General features: G+C 73.1%; 17 protein-coding genes and 1 pseudogene. 7 read left to right on the plus strand and 11 right to left on the minus strand.

Features of this window, described 5'->3' with window-relative positions; translation table 11 throughout:
* Positions 1–3 precede the first annotated feature (3 nt).
* From uraD to AOK15_RS00830, 3 genes are all read right to left on the minus strand, one after another.
* Positions 4–513 (minus strand): 2-oxo-4-hydroxy-4-carboxy-5-ureidoimidazoline decarboxylase, encoded by a 510-nt coding sequence (uraD, locus tag AOK15_RS00820; protein ID WP_055511601.1) that lies wholly within the window; start codon positions 511–513, stop codon positions 4–6.
* 120 nt (positions 514–633) lie between these two features.
* Positions 634–1,011, minus strand: coding sequence for a helix-turn-helix domain-containing protein (locus AOK15_RS00825; RefSeq protein WP_055511603.1), 378 nt, complete (start codon positions 1,009–1,011; stop codon positions 634–636).
* Positions 1,008–1,268 (minus strand): YkoF family thiamine-binding protein, encoded by a 261-nt coding sequence (locus AOK15_RS00830; protein ID WP_055511605.1) that lies wholly within the window; start codon positions 1,266–1,268, stop codon positions 1,008–1,010. The genes AOK15_RS00825 and AOK15_RS00830 overlap by 4 nt, the downstream gene beginning before the upstream one ends.
* Before the next feature lie 185 nt (positions 1,269–1,453).
* Between AOK15_RS00830 and AOK15_RS00835 the strand changes: the two genes are divergently transcribed.
* The 7 genes from AOK15_RS00835 to hypE all read left to right on the plus strand — a co-directional run bounded on the left by AOK15_RS00835 (position 1,454) and on the right by hypE (position 9,560).
* Positions 1,454–3,196, plus strand: a complete 1,743-nt coding sequence (locus AOK15_RS00835) for an enoyl-CoA hydratase-related protein (RefSeq protein WP_055511607.1) — start codon at positions 1,454–1,456, stop codon at positions 3,194–3,196.
* Positions 3,193–3,726 (plus strand): hydrogenase maturation protease, encoded by a 534-nt coding sequence (locus tag AOK15_RS00840; protein ID WP_055511609.1) that lies wholly within the window; start codon positions 3,193–3,195, stop codon positions 3,724–3,726. The genes AOK15_RS00835 and AOK15_RS00840 overlap by 4 nt, the downstream gene beginning before the upstream one ends.
* Before the next feature lie 258 nt (positions 3,727–3,984).
* On the plus strand, positions 3,985–4,728 hold the full coding sequence (hypB, locus tag AOK15_RS00845; protein ID WP_055511610.1) for a hydrogenase nickel incorporation protein HypB: 744 nt from the start codon (positions 3,985–3,987) through the stop codon (positions 4,726–4,728).
* The gene (gene hypF / locus AOK15_RS00850; RefSeq protein WP_055511612.1) at positions 4,725–7,073 is read left to right on the plus strand and encodes a carbamoyltransferase HypF; all 2,349 of its coding nucleotides are present in this window, start codon (positions 4,725–4,727) and stop codon (positions 7,071–7,073) included. Before hypB ends, hypF begins: the two co-directional genes overlap by 4 nt.
* Before the next feature lie 3 nt (positions 7,074–7,076).
* The gene (locus AOK15_RS00855) at positions 7,077–7,358 is read left to right on the plus strand and encodes a HypC/HybG/HupF family hydrogenase formation chaperone (protein WP_055511614.1); all 282 of its coding nucleotides are present in this window, start codon (positions 7,077–7,079) and stop codon (positions 7,356–7,358) included.
* Positions 7,355–8,500: a hydrogenase formation protein HypD gene (gene hypD, locus AOK15_RS00860; protein WP_055511616.1), complete on the plus strand. Its 1,146-nt coding sequence runs from the start codon at positions 7,355–7,357 to the stop codon at positions 8,498–8,500. The genes AOK15_RS00855 and hypD overlap by 4 nt, the downstream gene beginning before the upstream one ends.
* Positions 8,493–9,560, plus strand: a complete 1,068-nt coding sequence (gene hypE / locus AOK15_RS00865; protein ID WP_055511618.1) for a hydrogenase expression/formation protein HypE — start codon at positions 8,493–8,495, stop codon at positions 9,558–9,560. Before hypD ends, hypE begins: the two co-directional genes overlap by 8 nt.
* A 93-nt stretch (positions 9,561–9,653) precedes the next feature.
* Here the strand turns inward: hypE and hypA are convergent, their stop codons facing one another.
* From hypA to AOK15_RS00900, 8 genes and pseudogenes are all read right to left on the minus strand, one after another.
* Positions 9,654–10,010 (minus strand): hydrogenase maturation nickel metallochaperone HypA, encoded by a 357-nt coding sequence (gene hypA / locus AOK15_RS00870; RefSeq protein WP_055511620.1) that lies wholly within the window; start codon positions 10,008–10,010, stop codon positions 9,654–9,656.
* A 7-nt stretch (positions 10,011–10,017) separates the two neighbouring features.
* Positions 10,018–10,167: a hypothetical protein gene (locus AOK15_RS45500; protein WP_167738776.1), complete on the minus strand. Its 150-nt coding sequence runs from the start codon at positions 10,165–10,167 to the stop codon at positions 10,018–10,020.
* A 74-nt stretch (positions 10,168–10,241) separates the two neighbouring features.
* Positions 10,242–10,448: a hypothetical protein gene (locus AOK15_RS00875; protein WP_055511622.1), complete on the minus strand. Its 207-nt coding sequence runs from the start codon at positions 10,446–10,448 to the stop codon at positions 10,242–10,244.
* Positions 10,449–10,489: 41 nt separating this feature from the next.
* On the minus strand, positions 10,490–11,086 hold the full coding sequence (locus tag AOK15_RS00880) for a DUF5947 family protein (RefSeq protein ID WP_055511624.1): 597 nt from the start codon (positions 11,084–11,086) through the stop codon (positions 10,490–10,492).
* Positions 11,083–11,643 (minus strand): NifU family protein, encoded by a 561-nt coding sequence (locus AOK15_RS00885; RefSeq protein ID WP_055511626.1) that lies wholly within the window; start codon positions 11,641–11,643, stop codon positions 11,083–11,085. The genes AOK15_RS00880 and AOK15_RS00885 overlap by 4 nt, the downstream gene beginning before the upstream one ends.
* Positions 11,636–13,429 (minus strand): nickel-dependent hydrogenase large subunit, encoded by a 1,794-nt coding sequence (locus tag AOK15_RS00890; RefSeq protein ID WP_055511628.1) that lies wholly within the window; start codon positions 13,427–13,429, stop codon positions 11,636–11,638. The genes AOK15_RS00885 and AOK15_RS00890 overlap by 8 nt, the downstream gene beginning before the upstream one ends.
* Positions 13,430–13,546: 117 nt before the next feature.
* Complete coding sequence (locus tag AOK15_RS00895) at positions 13,547–14,635, minus strand: NADH-quinone oxidoreductase subunit B family protein (RefSeq protein WP_055511630.1); 1,089 nt, start codon at positions 14,633–14,635, stop codon at positions 13,547–13,549.
* 1 nt (position 14,636) lies between these two features.
* Positions 14,637–15,208 (minus strand): annotated as a pseudogene (locus AOK15_RS00900) (hypothetical protein); the annotation flags it as partial.

Genomic DNA, 15,208 nt, shown 5'->3' on the forward strand with positions numbered 1-15,208 from the left:
CTCTCAGTCCTCTTCGACCAGTCGGGTCAGGCGGATGCGGTTGATCTTGCCCAGTTCGACGCGGACGATCTCCCGTTCCTCCTCCGGCGTGTTGCCGATGCGCTCCGTGACCGCGTCACGCATCTGCTCGCCGGTGCGGCCGGTGGCGCAGATCAGGAAGACATGGCCGAACTTCTCCTGGTAGGCCAGGTTCCGTTCGAGCATCTCGGCCTTCAGCGCGTCGGAGGCGCCGGCCATGCCGCGCTGCTCCCGGGCGGAGGTCGCGTCGCCCGGTGCGGGGCGGCCGATCGGCGGATGCCCGGCCATCGCCTCCACCAGGTCCTCGGCGGTCAGTTCGGCCATGGCGGCGTCACTGGCGGCGAGGAGGTCGTCGACGGTGGCGTAGGGCCGGCCTGCGAGCAGTCTGCGTCCCCATTCCGCCGAGGCGCACGCCTCGTGGAGCGCGGCGACGGCGGCTTGCCTCTCCAGGGTGTTGAACCGGGCGAGGCCCGGCGTCGAGGAACGCGAAGTCACGGGAGCCTCCGTGGCCGTGGTGCTGGACTGGCTACGGCAAGCTAACGCCCCGCGACGACATCGCGTCAACAGTTTGTTGAAAAAACGCGGAGGGCGCCCCTCGGTCGGCGGGCCGGCCCGTCATCGGCCCTTGGCCGCGTTCTCCCTGTTCAGGTAGTTGTAGACGGTGAAGCGGCTGACGCCCAGCGCGCTCGCGACGGTCTCCACACCGTGCCGTACGGAGAACGCGCCGCGCGCCTCCAACGTCCGCACGATCTCCTGCTTGGTCTTCCGGTCGAGGTCGGCGAGGGGCTTGCCGTGCCGGCGCTCCAGCGCGGCGAGGATGTGGTCCAGCGACTCGGCGAGCTGCGGCAGCCGGACGGCGACGACGTCGGCGCCCTGCCAGGAGAGCACGACGTCGTCGGGGCCGGCCTCGCCCGGCGGCAGCAGGGCCCCGCCCATGGCGTCGACCAGCGGTTTGACGGCAGCGACGAAGGGGTCGTCCCCGGCGGCGGTCACCCCTGCCCCTCCCCGGACTCCCCGACCACGTTGACCTGGAGCGAGACCCGGGTGGCGCCCGCCTCCAGGGCCCGGCGCAGCAGGGCGTCGACCGCGCCGAGGACGGCGTCGGAGCCGCCCTCGGCGGTGTTGCCGAAGGGGCCCACGTCGACCGCGTCCAGCGCGGCGGCCTCGATGACGTCGCGGGCGACCAGCGCGTGCCGGGGCGGCTCGTCCAGGTCGAACGGCTCGGTGGTGAACTCCACTCGCAATCGCACTACGCCCCCATGACCTCGGATCCGACCTGCGCGTTCTGTCGTCACACCGGCGGTGTGACGACCGCCGCGACACGACCTTAACGGCGACCGGGTCCCGTCGAGGACGCCCGCGTCGGGAGGTCGGCCCGGCGAAACGCCGCCGTGGTCCTTCGCGACCCTCCCGTAACCGGCCAACATTCCCCATCATGGACATCCTGCTCGTAGCCAGCGCGTTCAACAGCCTCTCCCAGCGGGTGTACGCGGAACTGTCCGACCGGGGTCACCGGGTCGACGTCGTGCTGGCCTCGCACGGAACCGACGCGGTCCTGGCCGCCGTGCGCGAGGCCCGCCCGGAACTGATCGTCGCGCCGATGCTGAGGACGGCGCTGCCCGAGGAGGTGTGGCGGGAGCACACCTGCCTCATCGTGCACCCGGGACCGCCCGGCGACCGTGGCCCGTCCTCCCTGGACTGGGCGATCGCCGAGGGTGCGGCCCGCTGGGGTGTGACGGTGCTCCAGGCGGAGGCGGGGATGGACGCCGGTGACGTGTGGGCCGCCGTGTCCTTCCCGGTGCCTCCGGTCGGCAAGAGCGACCTGTACCGGGGCGAGGTCGCCGACGCCGCCTCGGCCGCCGTCCTGCTGGCCGTCCAGCGGTACGCCGACGGGGCCTTCAAACCGCAGCCGCAGAGCGATCCCGGGATCCGGGTGGTGTGGCGCGACTTCTTCCGCCAGGAGCGGCGCGGCATCGACTGGGAGAACGACAGTACGGAGACGGTGCTGGAAAAGCTCCGCGCGGCCGACTCGCAGCCGGGGGTCCTCGACGAAGTCCTCGGCCGCGAGGTGTTCCTGCACGGCGGGCACGCCGAGGACCGGCTCCGTGGCGCTCCCGGCGAAGTGCTGGCGACCCGGGCCGGCGCGGTCTGCCGGGCCACCCGCGACGGCGCGGTGTGGATCTTGGAGCTGCGCCCCCGCAAGAGTTCCGGGGACCCGGCGCCGTTCCGCCGCCCCGCCGCGTCGGTCCTCGCGGGCTTCCCCGCCCCGCCCGGCACCGACCGGGGGACGTCCGGCGCCGAGCGGTCGAACCGGCTGCCGGTGAGCGCCGTCCCGCTCGAACTGCCCCCGGACCGGCGCACGTTCACCGACATCCGGTACCGGCGGCAGGGCGCCGTCGGGTTCCTGGACTTCTCGTTCCCCGGTGGCGCCATGAACACCGACCACTGCCGTCGGCTCCTCGACGCCTACCGGTACGCGCTCGCCCGCCCCACCCCGGTGCTGGTGCTCGGCGGGTCCCGCGACTTCTTCTCCAACGGCATCCACCTGGGCGTCATCGAGGCGTCGGCCGACCCGGCGGCCGAGTCGCGGGCCAACCTCGACGCCATGAACGACCTGGTCGAGGCGGTGCTGCGCACCACCGACCGCCTGGTGGTGGCGGCGCTCGGCGGCAACGCGGCGGCGGGCGGCGTCATGCTCGCCCTGGCCGCCGACGAGGTGTGGTGCCGCGAGGGCGCCGTCCTCAACCCGCACTATCGGCGCATGGGCCTGTACGGGTCGGAGTACTGGACGTACACGCTTCCCCGTCGCGTCGGGGCGGAGACGGCCGGGCGGCTGACGGGCGAGGCGTTGCCGGTGAGTGCCGCGACCGCCGCGCGGATCGGGTTGGTGGACCGCCCGGTGCCGGTCCCGCCGCAGGGTTTCACCTCCGAGGTCGCCCGGATGGCGGCGGAGCTGGCCGACGCCCCGGACCTCGCGTCGCGGGTCGCCGCGAAGGCCGCGGCCCTGATGGCGGACGAGGAGCGGCGGCCGCTCGCCGATCACCGACGGGACGAACTCGCCCGGATGCACGCCGTCTTCTTCGACCCGCAGGCCCCGTACCACGCCCTGCGTTCGGCGTTCGTGCGGAAGCTCCCGCACGGCTCCGCCCGGCCCCTGGCGACGGGAGGCGCACGATGAGCGCGCGGCTGCTGGTGGCGGGCGTCGGCAACATCTTCCTCGCGGACGACGCCTTCGGCCCCGAGGTGATCCGCGCCCTGGAAGGGCGCCCGTTGCCGCCCGGGGCGCGGGTGCGGGACTTCGGCATCCGCGGCATGGACCTCGCCTACGAACTGCTCGGCGGCTACGACACCGCCGTCCTGGTCGACGCCTGCGCGCGCGGCCACCGGCCCGGCACCCTGTCGCTGATCGAACCGGAGCTCCCCGACCGTGCCACCGGCGGCCCCCCGCCCGAGGCGCACGGCATGGACCCGGCGAAGGTGCTGGCCCTGGCCGCCCACCTGGGCGACGAACCGCTCCCCCGCGTGCTCGTCCTCGCCTGCGAACCGGAGGTACTCCCGAACGGCGACGAGGACATCGCCCCGGGCGTCAGCGCGACGGTGCGCGATGCCGTGCAGCGCGCCGTCACCGCGCTGCACACCCTGGTCCCGGCGCTGCTCGCCGACCCGACGGCGACGCCGACGCCGAGCCTGTCGGGGATGCCTGGGTGAGTCTGGCGGGGATGCGCGGGTGAGCCGGTGGCCGGGGGCGCGGGGCCCCGGCGGCCATCCACGGGCGCCCCTGCCCCCGTCACCTCCCCGAACCCGAACCCGAACCCGCCCCGACCCGGCCGCGTCCGCGAGCGCCTCGTTGAGCCGCCCGGACGAATCCCCGGGGCCGTCAGCGGCCCGTCTCCGCCGCTCGGCGGCCGGGGGCGCGCAGGATCGGCAGCGGTCCGACGCACCCGAAACCCGCGAGGAGCTGTGCCCATGTGCGAGTCCATGGACGACGTCACCCAGGCCGTCCTGGCGAAGAACGACGGGCTGGCCGCGAGCCTGCGCGACGAACTCACCGGCCGCGGGGTGACCGTGGTCAATCTGCTCTCCAGCCCGGGCAGCGGCAAGACCGAACTGCTCGGCCGGGTGCTGGGCCGGGCCGTGGAGCGGGGGATCCCGGTGGCCGCGCTGACCGCGGACCTGGCGACCGAGAACGACGCCCACCGGCTCGCACGCTCGGGGGCACCGGTGAAGCAGCTGCTGACCGACGGGCTGTGCCATCTGGAAGCCCGGCAGCTGCGCGGCCACGTGGAGAGCTGGCTGCCCGCCGACACCTCGCTGCTGTTCGTGGAGAACGTCGGCAACCTCGTCTGCCCGGCCTCCTACGACCTCGGGGAGAGCCTGCGGATCGTCCTGATGGCGGTGACGGAGGGCGAGGACAAGCCGCTGAAGTACCCCACTGCCTTCGGCTCCGCCCAGCTCGTGGTGCTCACCAAGACCGACCTCGCCGAGGCCGCCGGGTTCGACGAGTCCGCCTTCCTCGCCCATGTCCAGCGGGTCAACCCGGGCGTGGAGGTGCTGCGGTCCTGCGCCCGCGGCGGCGAGGGCGTCGACACCGTCCTGGAACGGGTGCTCGCCGTGCGGGACGGAGCGCCCGTCCACCGGCCTCCCCTGGCGCCGCGCCCGCACCGCCATGACGACGCCGCGTCCGGCCTCGCGGCCGGCCGCGTCTCGTGACGGCGCCCGCCACCCGCACCCCGCGCGGCACCGGCGACGCCCGGACGGTGCGCCGACGCGTCACCGTCCGCGGAACCGTGCAGGGCGTCGGCTTCCGCCCCTTCGTCCACCGTCTGGCCACCGACCTGGAACTGGCCGGGTTCGTGGGGAACACGGCGGACGGCGTGCTCATCGAGGTGGAGGGCCCGCCCGACGGCGTCTCCCGCTTCTGCGACCGACTGGCCGCCGAGCCGCCCCCGTTGGCCACGGTCACCGCCGTCGACGTCGAGGAACTGACCGTCACCGGCGCCGACGACACCTTCACGATCCGTTCCACCGACCGCTCCCCGGGCCGCACCCTGCTCCCGCCCGACGTGGCGACCTGCGGGGACTGTCTGCGGGAGCTGGCCGACCCGGCCGACCGCAGGCACCGGCACCCCTTCGTCACCTGCACCCACTGCGGTCCCCGCTTCACCATCGCCACCGGGATGCCCTACGACCGGGCGGTCACCACCATGGCCGGCTTCCCCCTGTGTCCGGCCTGCGCCCGCGAGTACGGCGACCCCGGCGACCGCCGCTTCCACGCCCAGCCCGTCGCCTGCCCCGACTGCGGGCCCCGGCTGCGGCTCGTGCCCGCGCCGGGTGACGCTGCCCGGCCCGCCCTCGGCGCCGACGCCCTCCCGGCGGCCCGCGCGCTGCTGGCCGCCGGGCGGGTCGTCGCCGTCAAGGGCCTCGGCGGCTACCACCTGGCGTGCGACGCCACCGACGCGACCGCCGTCGACACCCTGCGCGCCCGCAAGGCGCGCGGCGGCAAGCCGTTCGCGGTGATGTGCGCGGACCTCGACACCGCGCGGCGGATCGCCACCGTCTCCGGGGCCGAGGCGGCGACACTCAGCGGCCCCCGGCGTCCCATCGTCCTGCTGCGCCCGCGCGCCGGGCAGGGGATGCTCGCGCCCGGAGTGTGCCCCGGCAGCCCGCACCTCGGTGTGATGCTGCCGTACACCCCGCTGCACACGCTGCTGTTCGGGCTGGCCGGCGATCCGCCGGGCCCGCGCGTGCTGGTGATGACGAGCGGCAACCGCTCCGGGGAACCGATCGTCACGGACGACGACGAGGCGCTGACCCGGCTGGCGGGGCTCGCGGACGCCTGGCTCGCCCATGACCGGGAGGTCTCCGCGCCCTGCGACGACTCCCTGCTGCGGGTGCGCGCCGACGGCACCGAGCAGGTGCTGCGCCGCTCCCGCGGATATGTGCCCCGCCCGCTGCGGCTGGCGGTGGCGGTGCGGCCCGCGCTCGCGGTGGGCGGCGACCTGAAGAACGCCCTGTGCGTCGGCGAGGGCGACCAGGCGTGGTTCGGGCCGCACATCGGCGACATGGGCGACCTGACCACCCTGGAGGCGGCCCGGCGGGCGGAGACCCGGATGCGGAGCCTGACCGGTGTCAGCCCCGAGCTGGTCGCCGCGGACCGGCACCCCGGCTACCACTCCGCCCGGTGGGCCGCCCGGCTGGCCGGGGGCAGACCCGTGCTGGTCCAGCACCACCACGCGCACATCGCGTCGGCGATGGCCGAGCACCGCCTCGACGGGACGACACCCGTCATCGGTGTCGCGTTCGACGGCACGGGCTACGGCGACGACGGCACCGTCTGGGGCGGTGAGATCCTGCTCGCCGACTACGCGGGCCACCGGCGCCTCGCCCACCTGGCCCCCGCCCCGCTGCCGGGTGGCGACGCGGGCGTGGCGAACCCCTGCCGCCTCGCGCTGGCCCGGCTGTGGGCGGCGGGCCTGCCCTGGGACCCCGATCTGCCCTGCACGACAGCCTGCACCCGAGATGAACTCCGTCTTCTGGAGCAGCAGTTGACGCGCGGGCTGGCCTGTGTGGCGACCTCCAGCATGGGCCGTCTCTTCGACGCCGTGTCGTCCCTCGCCGGTGTGTGCCACCGCGCGGGGTACGAGGCGCAGGCCGCCCTGGAGCTGGAGGCCGCCGCGGCCTCGGCCTGGGACGCGGACTCCTCGGCGTACGCCTTCGGCATCGGCGACGGTGTGTGGGACCCGGCGCCCGTGCTGCGCGCGCTCGTCGCCGATCTGCGCCGGGGCACCCCGACCGCGGTGCTCGGGGCGCGCTTCCACCGGGGCGTCGCACGGGCCATCGTGGAGCTCTGCCGACGGGCGCGCCGGGACACCGGCCTCGACGTCGTCGCCCTGAGCGGCGGCGTCTTCGCCAACGCCCTGCTGGAGGAGGAGTGCGCGCGGCTGCTGACCGGGGCGGGCTTCTCGGTGCTGCGGCACGGCGAGGTCCCGCCGAACGACGGCGGGCTGGCCCTCGGCCAACTGGTGGTCGCGGCTCACCGACGACAAGAGGAGTGACCCATGTGTTTGGCAGTGCCCGGCAAGGTCGTGGCCATCGACGACAGCGCCGACCCCCTCACCGGGCTGATCGACTTCGGCGGTGTGCAGAAACAGGCGTGTCTGGAGTACGTGCCCGATGTGCGCGTCGGTGAGTACGTCATCGTGCACGTCGGGTTCGCGCTCCAGCGCCTGGACGAGGAGTCGGCCCTGGCGTCCTTGAAGCTCTTCGAGGAACTGGGGCTGCTGGAGGAGGAGTTCGGCGACGCCTGGGAGCAGGCGGCGAAGGAGGCGGGAACCCCGTGAAGTACATCGACGAGTTCAACGACCCCGCTCTGGCGCGGCGGCTGCTGGACGAGATCCGTGCCACCGCCACCCGGCCGTGGGCCCTGATGGAGGTGTGCGGCGGGCAGACCCACTCGATCGTCCGGCACGGCATCGACCGTCTGCTGCCCGACGAGGTGGAGTTGATCCACGGGCCCGGCTGCCCGGTGTGTGTGACGCCGCTGGACGTCATCGACAAGGCACTGGAGATCGCGGCCCGTCCCGGAGTGATCTTCTGTTCCTTCGGGGACATGCTCCGGGTGCCCGGCACCGACCGGGACCTGTTCCGGGTCAAGGGCGGGGGCGGCGACGTCCGCGTGGTGTACTCGCCGCTCGACGCGCTGGAGCTGGCCCGCCGCAACCCGGGCCGTGAGGTGGTCTTCTTCGCCATCGGCTTCGAGACCACGGCCCCCGCCAACGCGATGGCCGTGCACCAGGCGCGCCGCCTGGGCCTGACCAACTTCAGCCTGCTGGTGTCGCATGTGCGGGTGCCCCCGGCCGTCGAGGCGATCATGACGGCGCCCACCTGCCGCGTGCAGGGCTTCCTGGCCGCCGGGCACGTGTGCAGCGTGATGGGCACGGCCGAGTACCCGGCACTCGCCGAGCGGTACGGCGTCCCGATCGTGGTGACCGGCTTCGAGCCGCTGGACATCCTGGAGGGCATCCGCCGCGCGGTCCGCCAGTTGGAGCGCGGTGAGCACCGGGTGGAGAACGCCTACGCGCGTGCCGTGCGCGACGAGGGCAACCCGGCGGCCGTCCGCATGATCGAGGAGGTGTTCGAGGTCACCGACCGCAACTGGCGGGGCATCGGACGCATCCCCGCGAGTGGTTGGCGGCTCACCGACGCGTTCCGCGCGTTCGACGCCGAGCACCGCTTCGACGTCACCGGGATCCGTACCGAGGAGCCGGCCGAGTGCCGCAGCGGTGAGGTGCTGCAAGGGCTGATCAAGCCCACGGAGTGCGCCGCGTTCGGCACCACCTGCACCCCGCGCACCCCGCTCGGCGCCACCATGGTGTCCAGCGAGGGCGCCTGCGCGGCGTACTACCTGTACCGCCGGATGAACGACGGCCCGACACCGCAGGCCGCTCCGGTCGCGCGGGAGGAGATGAACCCCGTTGCCTGAACACGTCGATGTGGTCGACCCCGCGCGGTGGACCTGCCCCGCCCCGCTGCGCGACCAGCCGGTCGTGGTCATGGGGCACGGCGGAGGGGGCGCGCTGTCGGCGGAGCTGGTGGAGCAGGTGTTCGCCCCCGCCTATGGCAATGCCGTCCTGGCCTCGCTCGCCGACTCCGCCGTCCTCGAACTGGGCGGCGCGCGGCTCGCGTTCTCCACCGACTCCTATGTGGTCCGGCCGCTGTTCTTCCCCGGCGGCTGCCTGGGTGACCTCGCGGTCAACGGCACCGTCAACGACCTGGCGATGAGCGGTGCCCGGCCCGCGTATCTGTCCGCCGCCTTCGTGCTGGAGGAGGGCGTGGAACTGACGGTCGTGGAGCGGATCGCGCGCGCCATGGGCGCGGCGGCCGGGGCCGCCGGTGTCCTGGTCGCCACGGGGGACACCAAGGTGGTGGAGTCCGGGCACGGCGACGGGGTGTACGTCACCACCGCCGGTGTGGGCCTCGTCCCGGACGGCGTGGACATCCGGCCGCAGCGGGCACGGCCGGGGGACGCGGTCATCGTCAGCGGGCCCATCGGCCTGCACGGGGTGGCGATCATGAGCGTCCGGGAGGGGCTGGAGTTCGGGGTGGACGTCGCCAGCGACACCGCGCCGCTCGCGGACCTGGTCGCGGCGATGCTGGCCGTCACCCCCGACATCCATGTGCTGCGCGATCCCACCCGGGGCGGCCTCGCGGCGTCCCTGAACGAGATCGCCCGTGCCTCCGGGACCGGCGTCCGGCTCCAGGAGCGCGCGATCCCGGTGCCGGACGCGGTGGCCAACGCCTGCGGTTTCCTCGGGCTGGACCCGCTGTACGTCGCCAACGAGGGCCGCCTGGTGGCCTTCGTGCCGCCGTCGGCGGCACAGGAGGTGCTGGCGGCGATGCGCGCCCATCCACAGGGCGCCGGGGCCACGTTGATCGGCGAGTGCGTGGCCGAGCATCCGGGAATGGTCGTGGTCGCCACCGGACTCGGCGGCACACGGGTGGTGGACCTGCCGCTCGGCGAGCAGTTGCCGCGCATCTGCTGAGGAGGACGTCTTCGCCGAGGGGAACGTTCGAGGGCCCCGCCGACGTTCCGGCGGGGCCCTCGGGCTGTGCGGTGGCCGGTTCCGGCGCTCGGACTACGCCGTGGCCGGTGCCGGCTCGATCGCGGCGATCTCCAGTTCCCGGCCGCTGCGCAGCTCGGTGGAGGGCCGGTCGCAGCGCGGGCACCAGAAGAACGGCGGCATGCCCACCGCGAACTCCTCGGCGCACGGACCGCACCAGGCCTGTGCGGGGACCTGCTCGACCTGGAGCCGGGCCCCGGCGAGGGCGGTTCCGTCACGGGCCACCTCGAAGGCGAAGCTGAGGGCGTCGGGGACGACGCCCGCCAGCTCCCCGACCCGGACGGTCACCGCCGAGACGGAGTCCGTGCCGTCCGCACGGGCCATCTCGTCGGCCCGTTCGATGATCGCGGTCGCGATCGACAGTTCGTGCACGGTCGGCTCACGGGTACCGGTGGCCGGCGCGGAAGCCGCCGGCCATCCGCCAGATCCGCGCCTCGCGCCGCAGGCTGGGCAGCTCCCACAGGAGCAGCCCCAGGGCCAGACCACCGACCACGGCGGCCTCGGCCATCAGGACCCGCTGTCCCGTCATCCCGCTCCGTCCGCGGTGGGCGGCGGGCCTTCGTGCACGCATGTACGTCATCATTGCGGCGACTCCCTGCTGTCTCATCCCGGTGAGATGTTCGGCATGGTCTCCGCGAGGGTGTCATGCCGCTTCCAGTGGATCCCGGTGGAACGGCGCGCGTCGGCGGTGCCGTCCTCGTGGTGTCCCTTCTGGTCCTTGTACGGTCCCCGGTTGCCCTGGTGCATGCCCATGATGTGCCGGGGCGTGTCGGGCCTGGCCTGGGCCCGGCCCACTCTGATGCTGCCCATGGGTGTTCTCCTTCCTCGCCTCCGACCGGCGGAGTGCGTGGTCATGACCGCTCGGTGAGGTCCTCGAAGAATTCCTCGACGGCCGGCCAGACCCGGCCGCCGCCGGACAGGCCGCGCCACTCGCGGCGTACGAGGGCGACCATGCGGTAGCAGTCGTCGATCGGCACGATCCAGTGGTGGTCGAGGCCGTGGACGGTGTTCACCAGGAGGGCCTCCACGTCGGGTTCCATGCCGGCGAGCTGCGGACACGTCCCGGTCAGCTCCTTCCAGGCCGAGGCGTCCACCTCCCAGCGCATGGCGCCCGCGGGGCTCGGGCCCTCGGCGGTGACCGTGCCGTCCGTCCGGGGCACGAAGAAGACCAGGCCGACCGGCACCCCGAGGACGGCGGTGTCCACGTGGGGCAGCCGCACCCGGCGCCGGGGCACGAGCCGATGGTGCCCCTCCGCGGCCTTGGCGTCGGCGAACAGCACCGAGCAGGGGCCGCACACGCAGCGCACCTCCGCCTGCCCGGTGTCGTAGAGGTGGGCGTGTTCATCGGCGACCGGTGCGGCGCACAGGTCGCACACCTCCGCCCCGGCCGTCGCGGCGCGGTCGGCCGAGGACCGGATGAGGCGGGCCAGTGCGCCCTCGGTGGTCATGGGGCATCCCGGCGCTTGAGCGTGGTCAGCGGGACGAACGCGGGGGCCGGGGCCTGCGGCACCGGTTCCACCGCCGTCAGCTCGGGAGCCATGGCGAGCACCGCTTCGCGGACGGCGGCACTCACCTCGCCGCCGCCCCCTCCGCCACCGCACCCGGATCCGCAGCCGCCGCCCGACGTCAGCCGGACCCGGGCCACGTCCCCTTCCGTTCCGGCCCACTCGACGTCGCCGCCGCGTTCCCGCACGGCGGGCCGCAGGCGTTCGACGGCGCGGGCCGCCCGCTGCTCGGGGGGCTCGGGGTGGATGTCGTGCAGCACCAGCAGATGGCCGAGCAACTCGTCGTCGGCGAGGCGTTCGGCGAGCGGCGCGTCCGCCTGGTCCAGGACACGGGCCAGGGCCTCGCCGTAGACCTCGGTGAGCAGCCGTACCGCGTCGGTCGCCGCGCGGGCGGCGGGGCCGGGCGCGGCCTCGACCTCCTCCAGCAGCTCGTCGAGGCGGGCCAGCCGGGCCTCGACGTCGAGGTCCGCGAGCCGTTCGGGGGCGGCGGCCTCAGCCATGGTTCGCCCCGTAGGTCGGCGAGTGGAGCGTGGTCAGCGTCTTGCCCTTGCCGACGTACATGTGGACGCCGCACGGCAGACAGGGGTCGAAGCTGCGCACGGTGCGCATGATGTCGATGCCCTTGAAGTCGTCGGGCCCGTTCTCCTCGAAGATCGGCTGGCCCTGGACGGCGTCCTCGTACGGGCCGGGGGTGCCGAACTTGTCGCGGGGGCTGGCGTTCCACGGCGTGGGCGGGTAGGGGTGGTAGTTGGCGATCTTCTTGTCCTTGATCACCAGGTGGTGGGAGAGGACACCGCGCACGGCCTCGTGGAAGCCGCAGCCGATCGCCTCGTCGGGCACCTCGAAGTTCTCGAACACCTTGGTCTCGCCGGCCCGCACCAGCCCCATGGCCTCCTCCAGGAACTGGAGGGCCATCGCGGCCGCGTAGGCGACGAAGTACGGCCGGGCGCGGTCGCGTTCGATGGTGTTGCTCCACTGCGGGATGCGCCACTCGAACGTCGTCTCCGGGAGCTTCTCGCCCTTGGGCAGGGAGATGCGCACGCTATGGCCGGTGGCCTTGACGTACGGGGTGTCGACGAGGCCGCTCAGCGCGGTCGACCACAGACGGGCGAGGGGGCCGCCGCCGGTGTCGAGGGCGAGGTGGTCCCCGGTGCGCGGGTCGAGCCAGCGGGGGCTCATGACCCAGCTGTACTTGTCGTCGAAGTTCCGCTTCTGCGGCACCGGGACGGTGGTCTGGTTCCACGGGTGGCGCATGTCGACGGGGTTGCCGAGCGGGTCGTGGGTGACGAACGGCTTCTCGTTGACCCAGTCCTCGTAGTACGAGCTGCCCAGCATGATGCGCAGGCCGAGGTTGATGTCGATGAGGTTGTTGGTGACGAGCTCGCCGTCCACGATGACGCCCGGGGTGACGTACATCTGCTTGCCCCAGGTGTTCATCGTCTCGTAGCGGTAGTCGACGGTCATGGGGTCCTGGAAGGCGCCCCAGCAGCCCAGCAGGACACGGCGGCGGCCGACCTCCTCGTAGCCGGGCAGCGCCTCGTAGAAGAAGTCGAAGACGTCGTCGTTCATGGCGACGGCCTTCTTCACGAAGTCGATGACCCGCATGAGGCGGCTGAGGTAGTCGGTGAAGGTGGTCGGCTGCGGCATCGTGCCGACACCGCCCGGGTACAGCGTGGACGGGTGGACGTGCCGCCCCTCCATCAGGCAGAACATCTCGCGGGTGATGCGGCTGACCTTCAGGGCTTCCTTGTAGACCTCGCCCTCGAAGGGATTGAAGGCCCGCATGATGTCGGCGATCGTGCGGTAGCCGTGGATGTCGCCGCGGGGTGCCGAAGTGGCCTCGGCGCGGGCCAGCACACCGGGGTTGGTGGACTTGACCATCGCCTCGCAGAAGTCCACGAAGACCAGGTTGTCCTGGAAGATCGTGTGGTCGAAGATGTACTCCGCCGCCTCGCCGAGGTTGACGATGTAGTCGGCCAGCGGGGGCGGCTTGACGCCGTAGGCCATCTGCTGGGCGTAGTCGGAGCAGGTGGTGTGGTTGTCGCCGCAGATGCCGCAGATCCGGGACGTGATGAAGCCCGCGTCGCGGGGGTCCTTGCCCTTCATGAACACCGAGTAGCCGCGGAACAGCGACGAGGTGCTGTGGCATTCCACGACTTCCCGGTTGGCGAAGTCGATCTTCGTGTAGATGCCCAGGTTCCCGATGATCCGGGTGATCGGATCCCAGGACATGTCCACGAGTTGTGGCGGCTTGCGCTCGGTGGGCCGGGCCTCGGTGGTGGTCATGTGCGGTGCTGCCCCTCGCTGTCGGCGTGGTGTGGGTGGGGGGTCTGGTGGTGCTCGGGGGTGTCGCGGTGCCGCGGGTGGTCGGTCCCGCGGCGGTGGGGCGCGGTGCGCCCGGTGTCAGGGGCGGTAGCGCGGGTTGTAGCCGCTGGTGAGCTTCCGCCTGTTGTGGCGCCACCTCGGCTCGTGGTTCACCAGCTCGTTGGTCATGCCGCGCAGCCGGCGGATGACCGCGCCGTACGGCTTGATGGCGAGCGACGACAGGGTGCCGCCGGGCGGCTCGTCCATGAACGGCATGAACGCGTCGGGGAAGCCGGGCATGGTGCAGCCGATGCAGATGCCGCCGACGTTCGGGCAGCCGCCGATGCCGGCCATCCAGCCGCGCTTGGGCACGTTGCAGTTGACCACGGGCCCCCAACAGCCGGTCTTCACCAGACACTTGGGCGAGTTGTAGTCCTTGGCGAAACCGGCCTGCTCGTAGTAGGCGCCCCGGTCGCAGCCCTCGTGGACCGTCTTGCCGAACAGCCACTGCGGGCGCAGCATGTGGTCCAGCGGGGGCGGGGGCGCGGAACCGGCCGCGTGGTAGAGGACCCAGATCAGGACCTCCATGAAGTTCTCGGGCTGGATGGGGCAGCCGGGCACGTTGACCACGGGCAACCCGCCCTGGGAGGTGTAGTCCCAGCCCAGGTAGTCGGCGAGGCCCATGCAGCCGGTCGGGTTGCCGGACATGGCGTGGATGCCGCCGAAGGTGGCGCAGGTGCCTGCGGCGACCACCGCCCAGGCCTTGGGGGCGAGTTGGTCGATCCACCAGTTGAGGGTCTGCGGCTCACCGGTCTCCGGGTCGTTGCCGAAGGACGTCCAGTAGCCGTCGCCCTCGATGATGTTCTGGTTGGGGATCGAGCCCTCGATGACGAGGATGAAGGGGGCCAGGTCGCCGCGCGCCGCCGCCCGGTAGGGGGCGAGGAAGTCCTCGCCGCCCAGGCTGGGGGACAGCACCTTGTTGACGAGGTTCACCTTCGGCAGGCCGGGGATCAGCCCGAGGACGACGTCCTCGATGGAGGGCTGGCCCGCGGCGGTCAGCGAGACGGTGTCGCCGTCACAGCTCATGCCTTCGGAGATCCACAGGATCGTGATCTCGTCGAAGCCCTCGCGGTCCTCGCCGCGGCTGGGTTCCTCGCTGACGTCGGTGGTACTGCTGCTGGTGGTCATGTCATCGGCCTCCGCTGCGGTGGGTCTCGGAGTCGGTTGTCGAGTGCCGCGCCGAAGCTGCGGCGGGAGCCGGTTTCGACGGCTCGTCCGGGGGTGTGGCGGGCTCCAGTGGTTCGAGCTCGTCGGGCCGGAAGTAGAGGAAGCGGCCGTACCAGGTGTGCAGTTCGGACGCGGGGTCGTCGTCGAGGGTGACGGCGAGATGCACGCTGCCGTCGACGTCGTGGAAGACGGCGGCCACCTCCGCGGTGCGGCCGGCCAGGAACATGTCCTGGGCGTCGGCGCTCCTGCGGGGCCGCAGCCGTACCCGGCTGCCGCCGCCGACCGGCACCCCGTCGACGAGCACGGTCTCGGTGGTCGGCGAGAGCCCGTCGTCGGCACCCTCCTGCCACCAGACGGGACGCTCGGCCGCGGACGCCTCGGACGCCGCGGGAGCGGCGAAAGGGGGCGTGGGGGCCGGGGTGGTGGCGACCGGAAAGAGGGCGGCCGGGTCGGTGTACGGCGCCGGACCCGGGGTCTGCGCGGCGCCGACCGGGGTGGACGGGGTGGGGGCTGGGGTGGTCGGCAGGACGGCGG

Source organism: Streptomyces ossamyceticus (assembly GCF_001418475.1).
Classification (GTDB): Bacteria; Actinomycetota; Actinomycetes; order Streptomycetales; family Streptomycetaceae; genus Streptomyces; species Streptomyces ossamyceticus.

Excerpts from the sequence above, each read along its gene's own strand:
- AOK15_RS45500 (WP_167738776.1), bottom strand. The coding sequence starts at position 10,167 with ATGACGGGACAGCGGGTCCTGATGGCCGAGGCCGCCGTGGTCGGTGGT.
- AOK15_RS00875 (WP_055511622.1), bottom strand. The coding sequence starts at position 10,448 with ATGGGCAGCATCAGAGTGGGCCGGGCCCAGGCCAGGCCCGACACGCCC.
- AOK15_RS00835 (WP_055511607.1), top strand. The coding sequence starts at position 1,454 with ATGGACATCCTGCTCGTAGCCAGCGCGTTCAACAGCCTCTCCCAGCGG.
- AOK15_RS00890 (WP_055511628.1), bottom strand. The coding sequence starts at position 13,429 with ATGACCACCACCGAGGCCCGGCCCACCGAGCGCAAGCCGCCACAACTC.
- AOK15_RS00840 (WP_055511609.1), top strand. The coding sequence starts at position 3,193 with ATGAGCGCGCGGCTGCTGGTGGCGGGCGTCGGCAACATCTTCCTCGCG.
- AOK15_RS00855 (WP_055511614.1), top strand. The coding sequence starts at position 7,077 with ATGTGTTTGGCAGTGCCCGGCAAGGTCGTGGCCATCGACGACAGCGCC.
- AOK15_RS00895 (WP_055511630.1), bottom strand. The coding sequence starts at position 14,635 with ATGACCACCAGCAGCAGTACCACCGACGTCAGCGAGGAACCCAGCCGC.
- AOK15_RS00885 (WP_055511626.1), bottom strand. The coding sequence starts at position 11,643 with ATGGCTGAGGCCGCCGCCCCCGAACGGCTCGCGGACCTCGACGTCGAG.
- hypB (WP_055511610.1), top strand. The coding sequence starts at position 3,985 with ATGTGCGAGTCCATGGACGACGTCACCCAGGCCGTCCTGGCGAAGAAC.
- AOK15_RS00880 (WP_055511624.1), bottom strand. The coding sequence starts at position 11,086 with ATGACCACCGAGGGCGCACTGGCCCGCCTCATCCGGTCCTCGGCCGAC.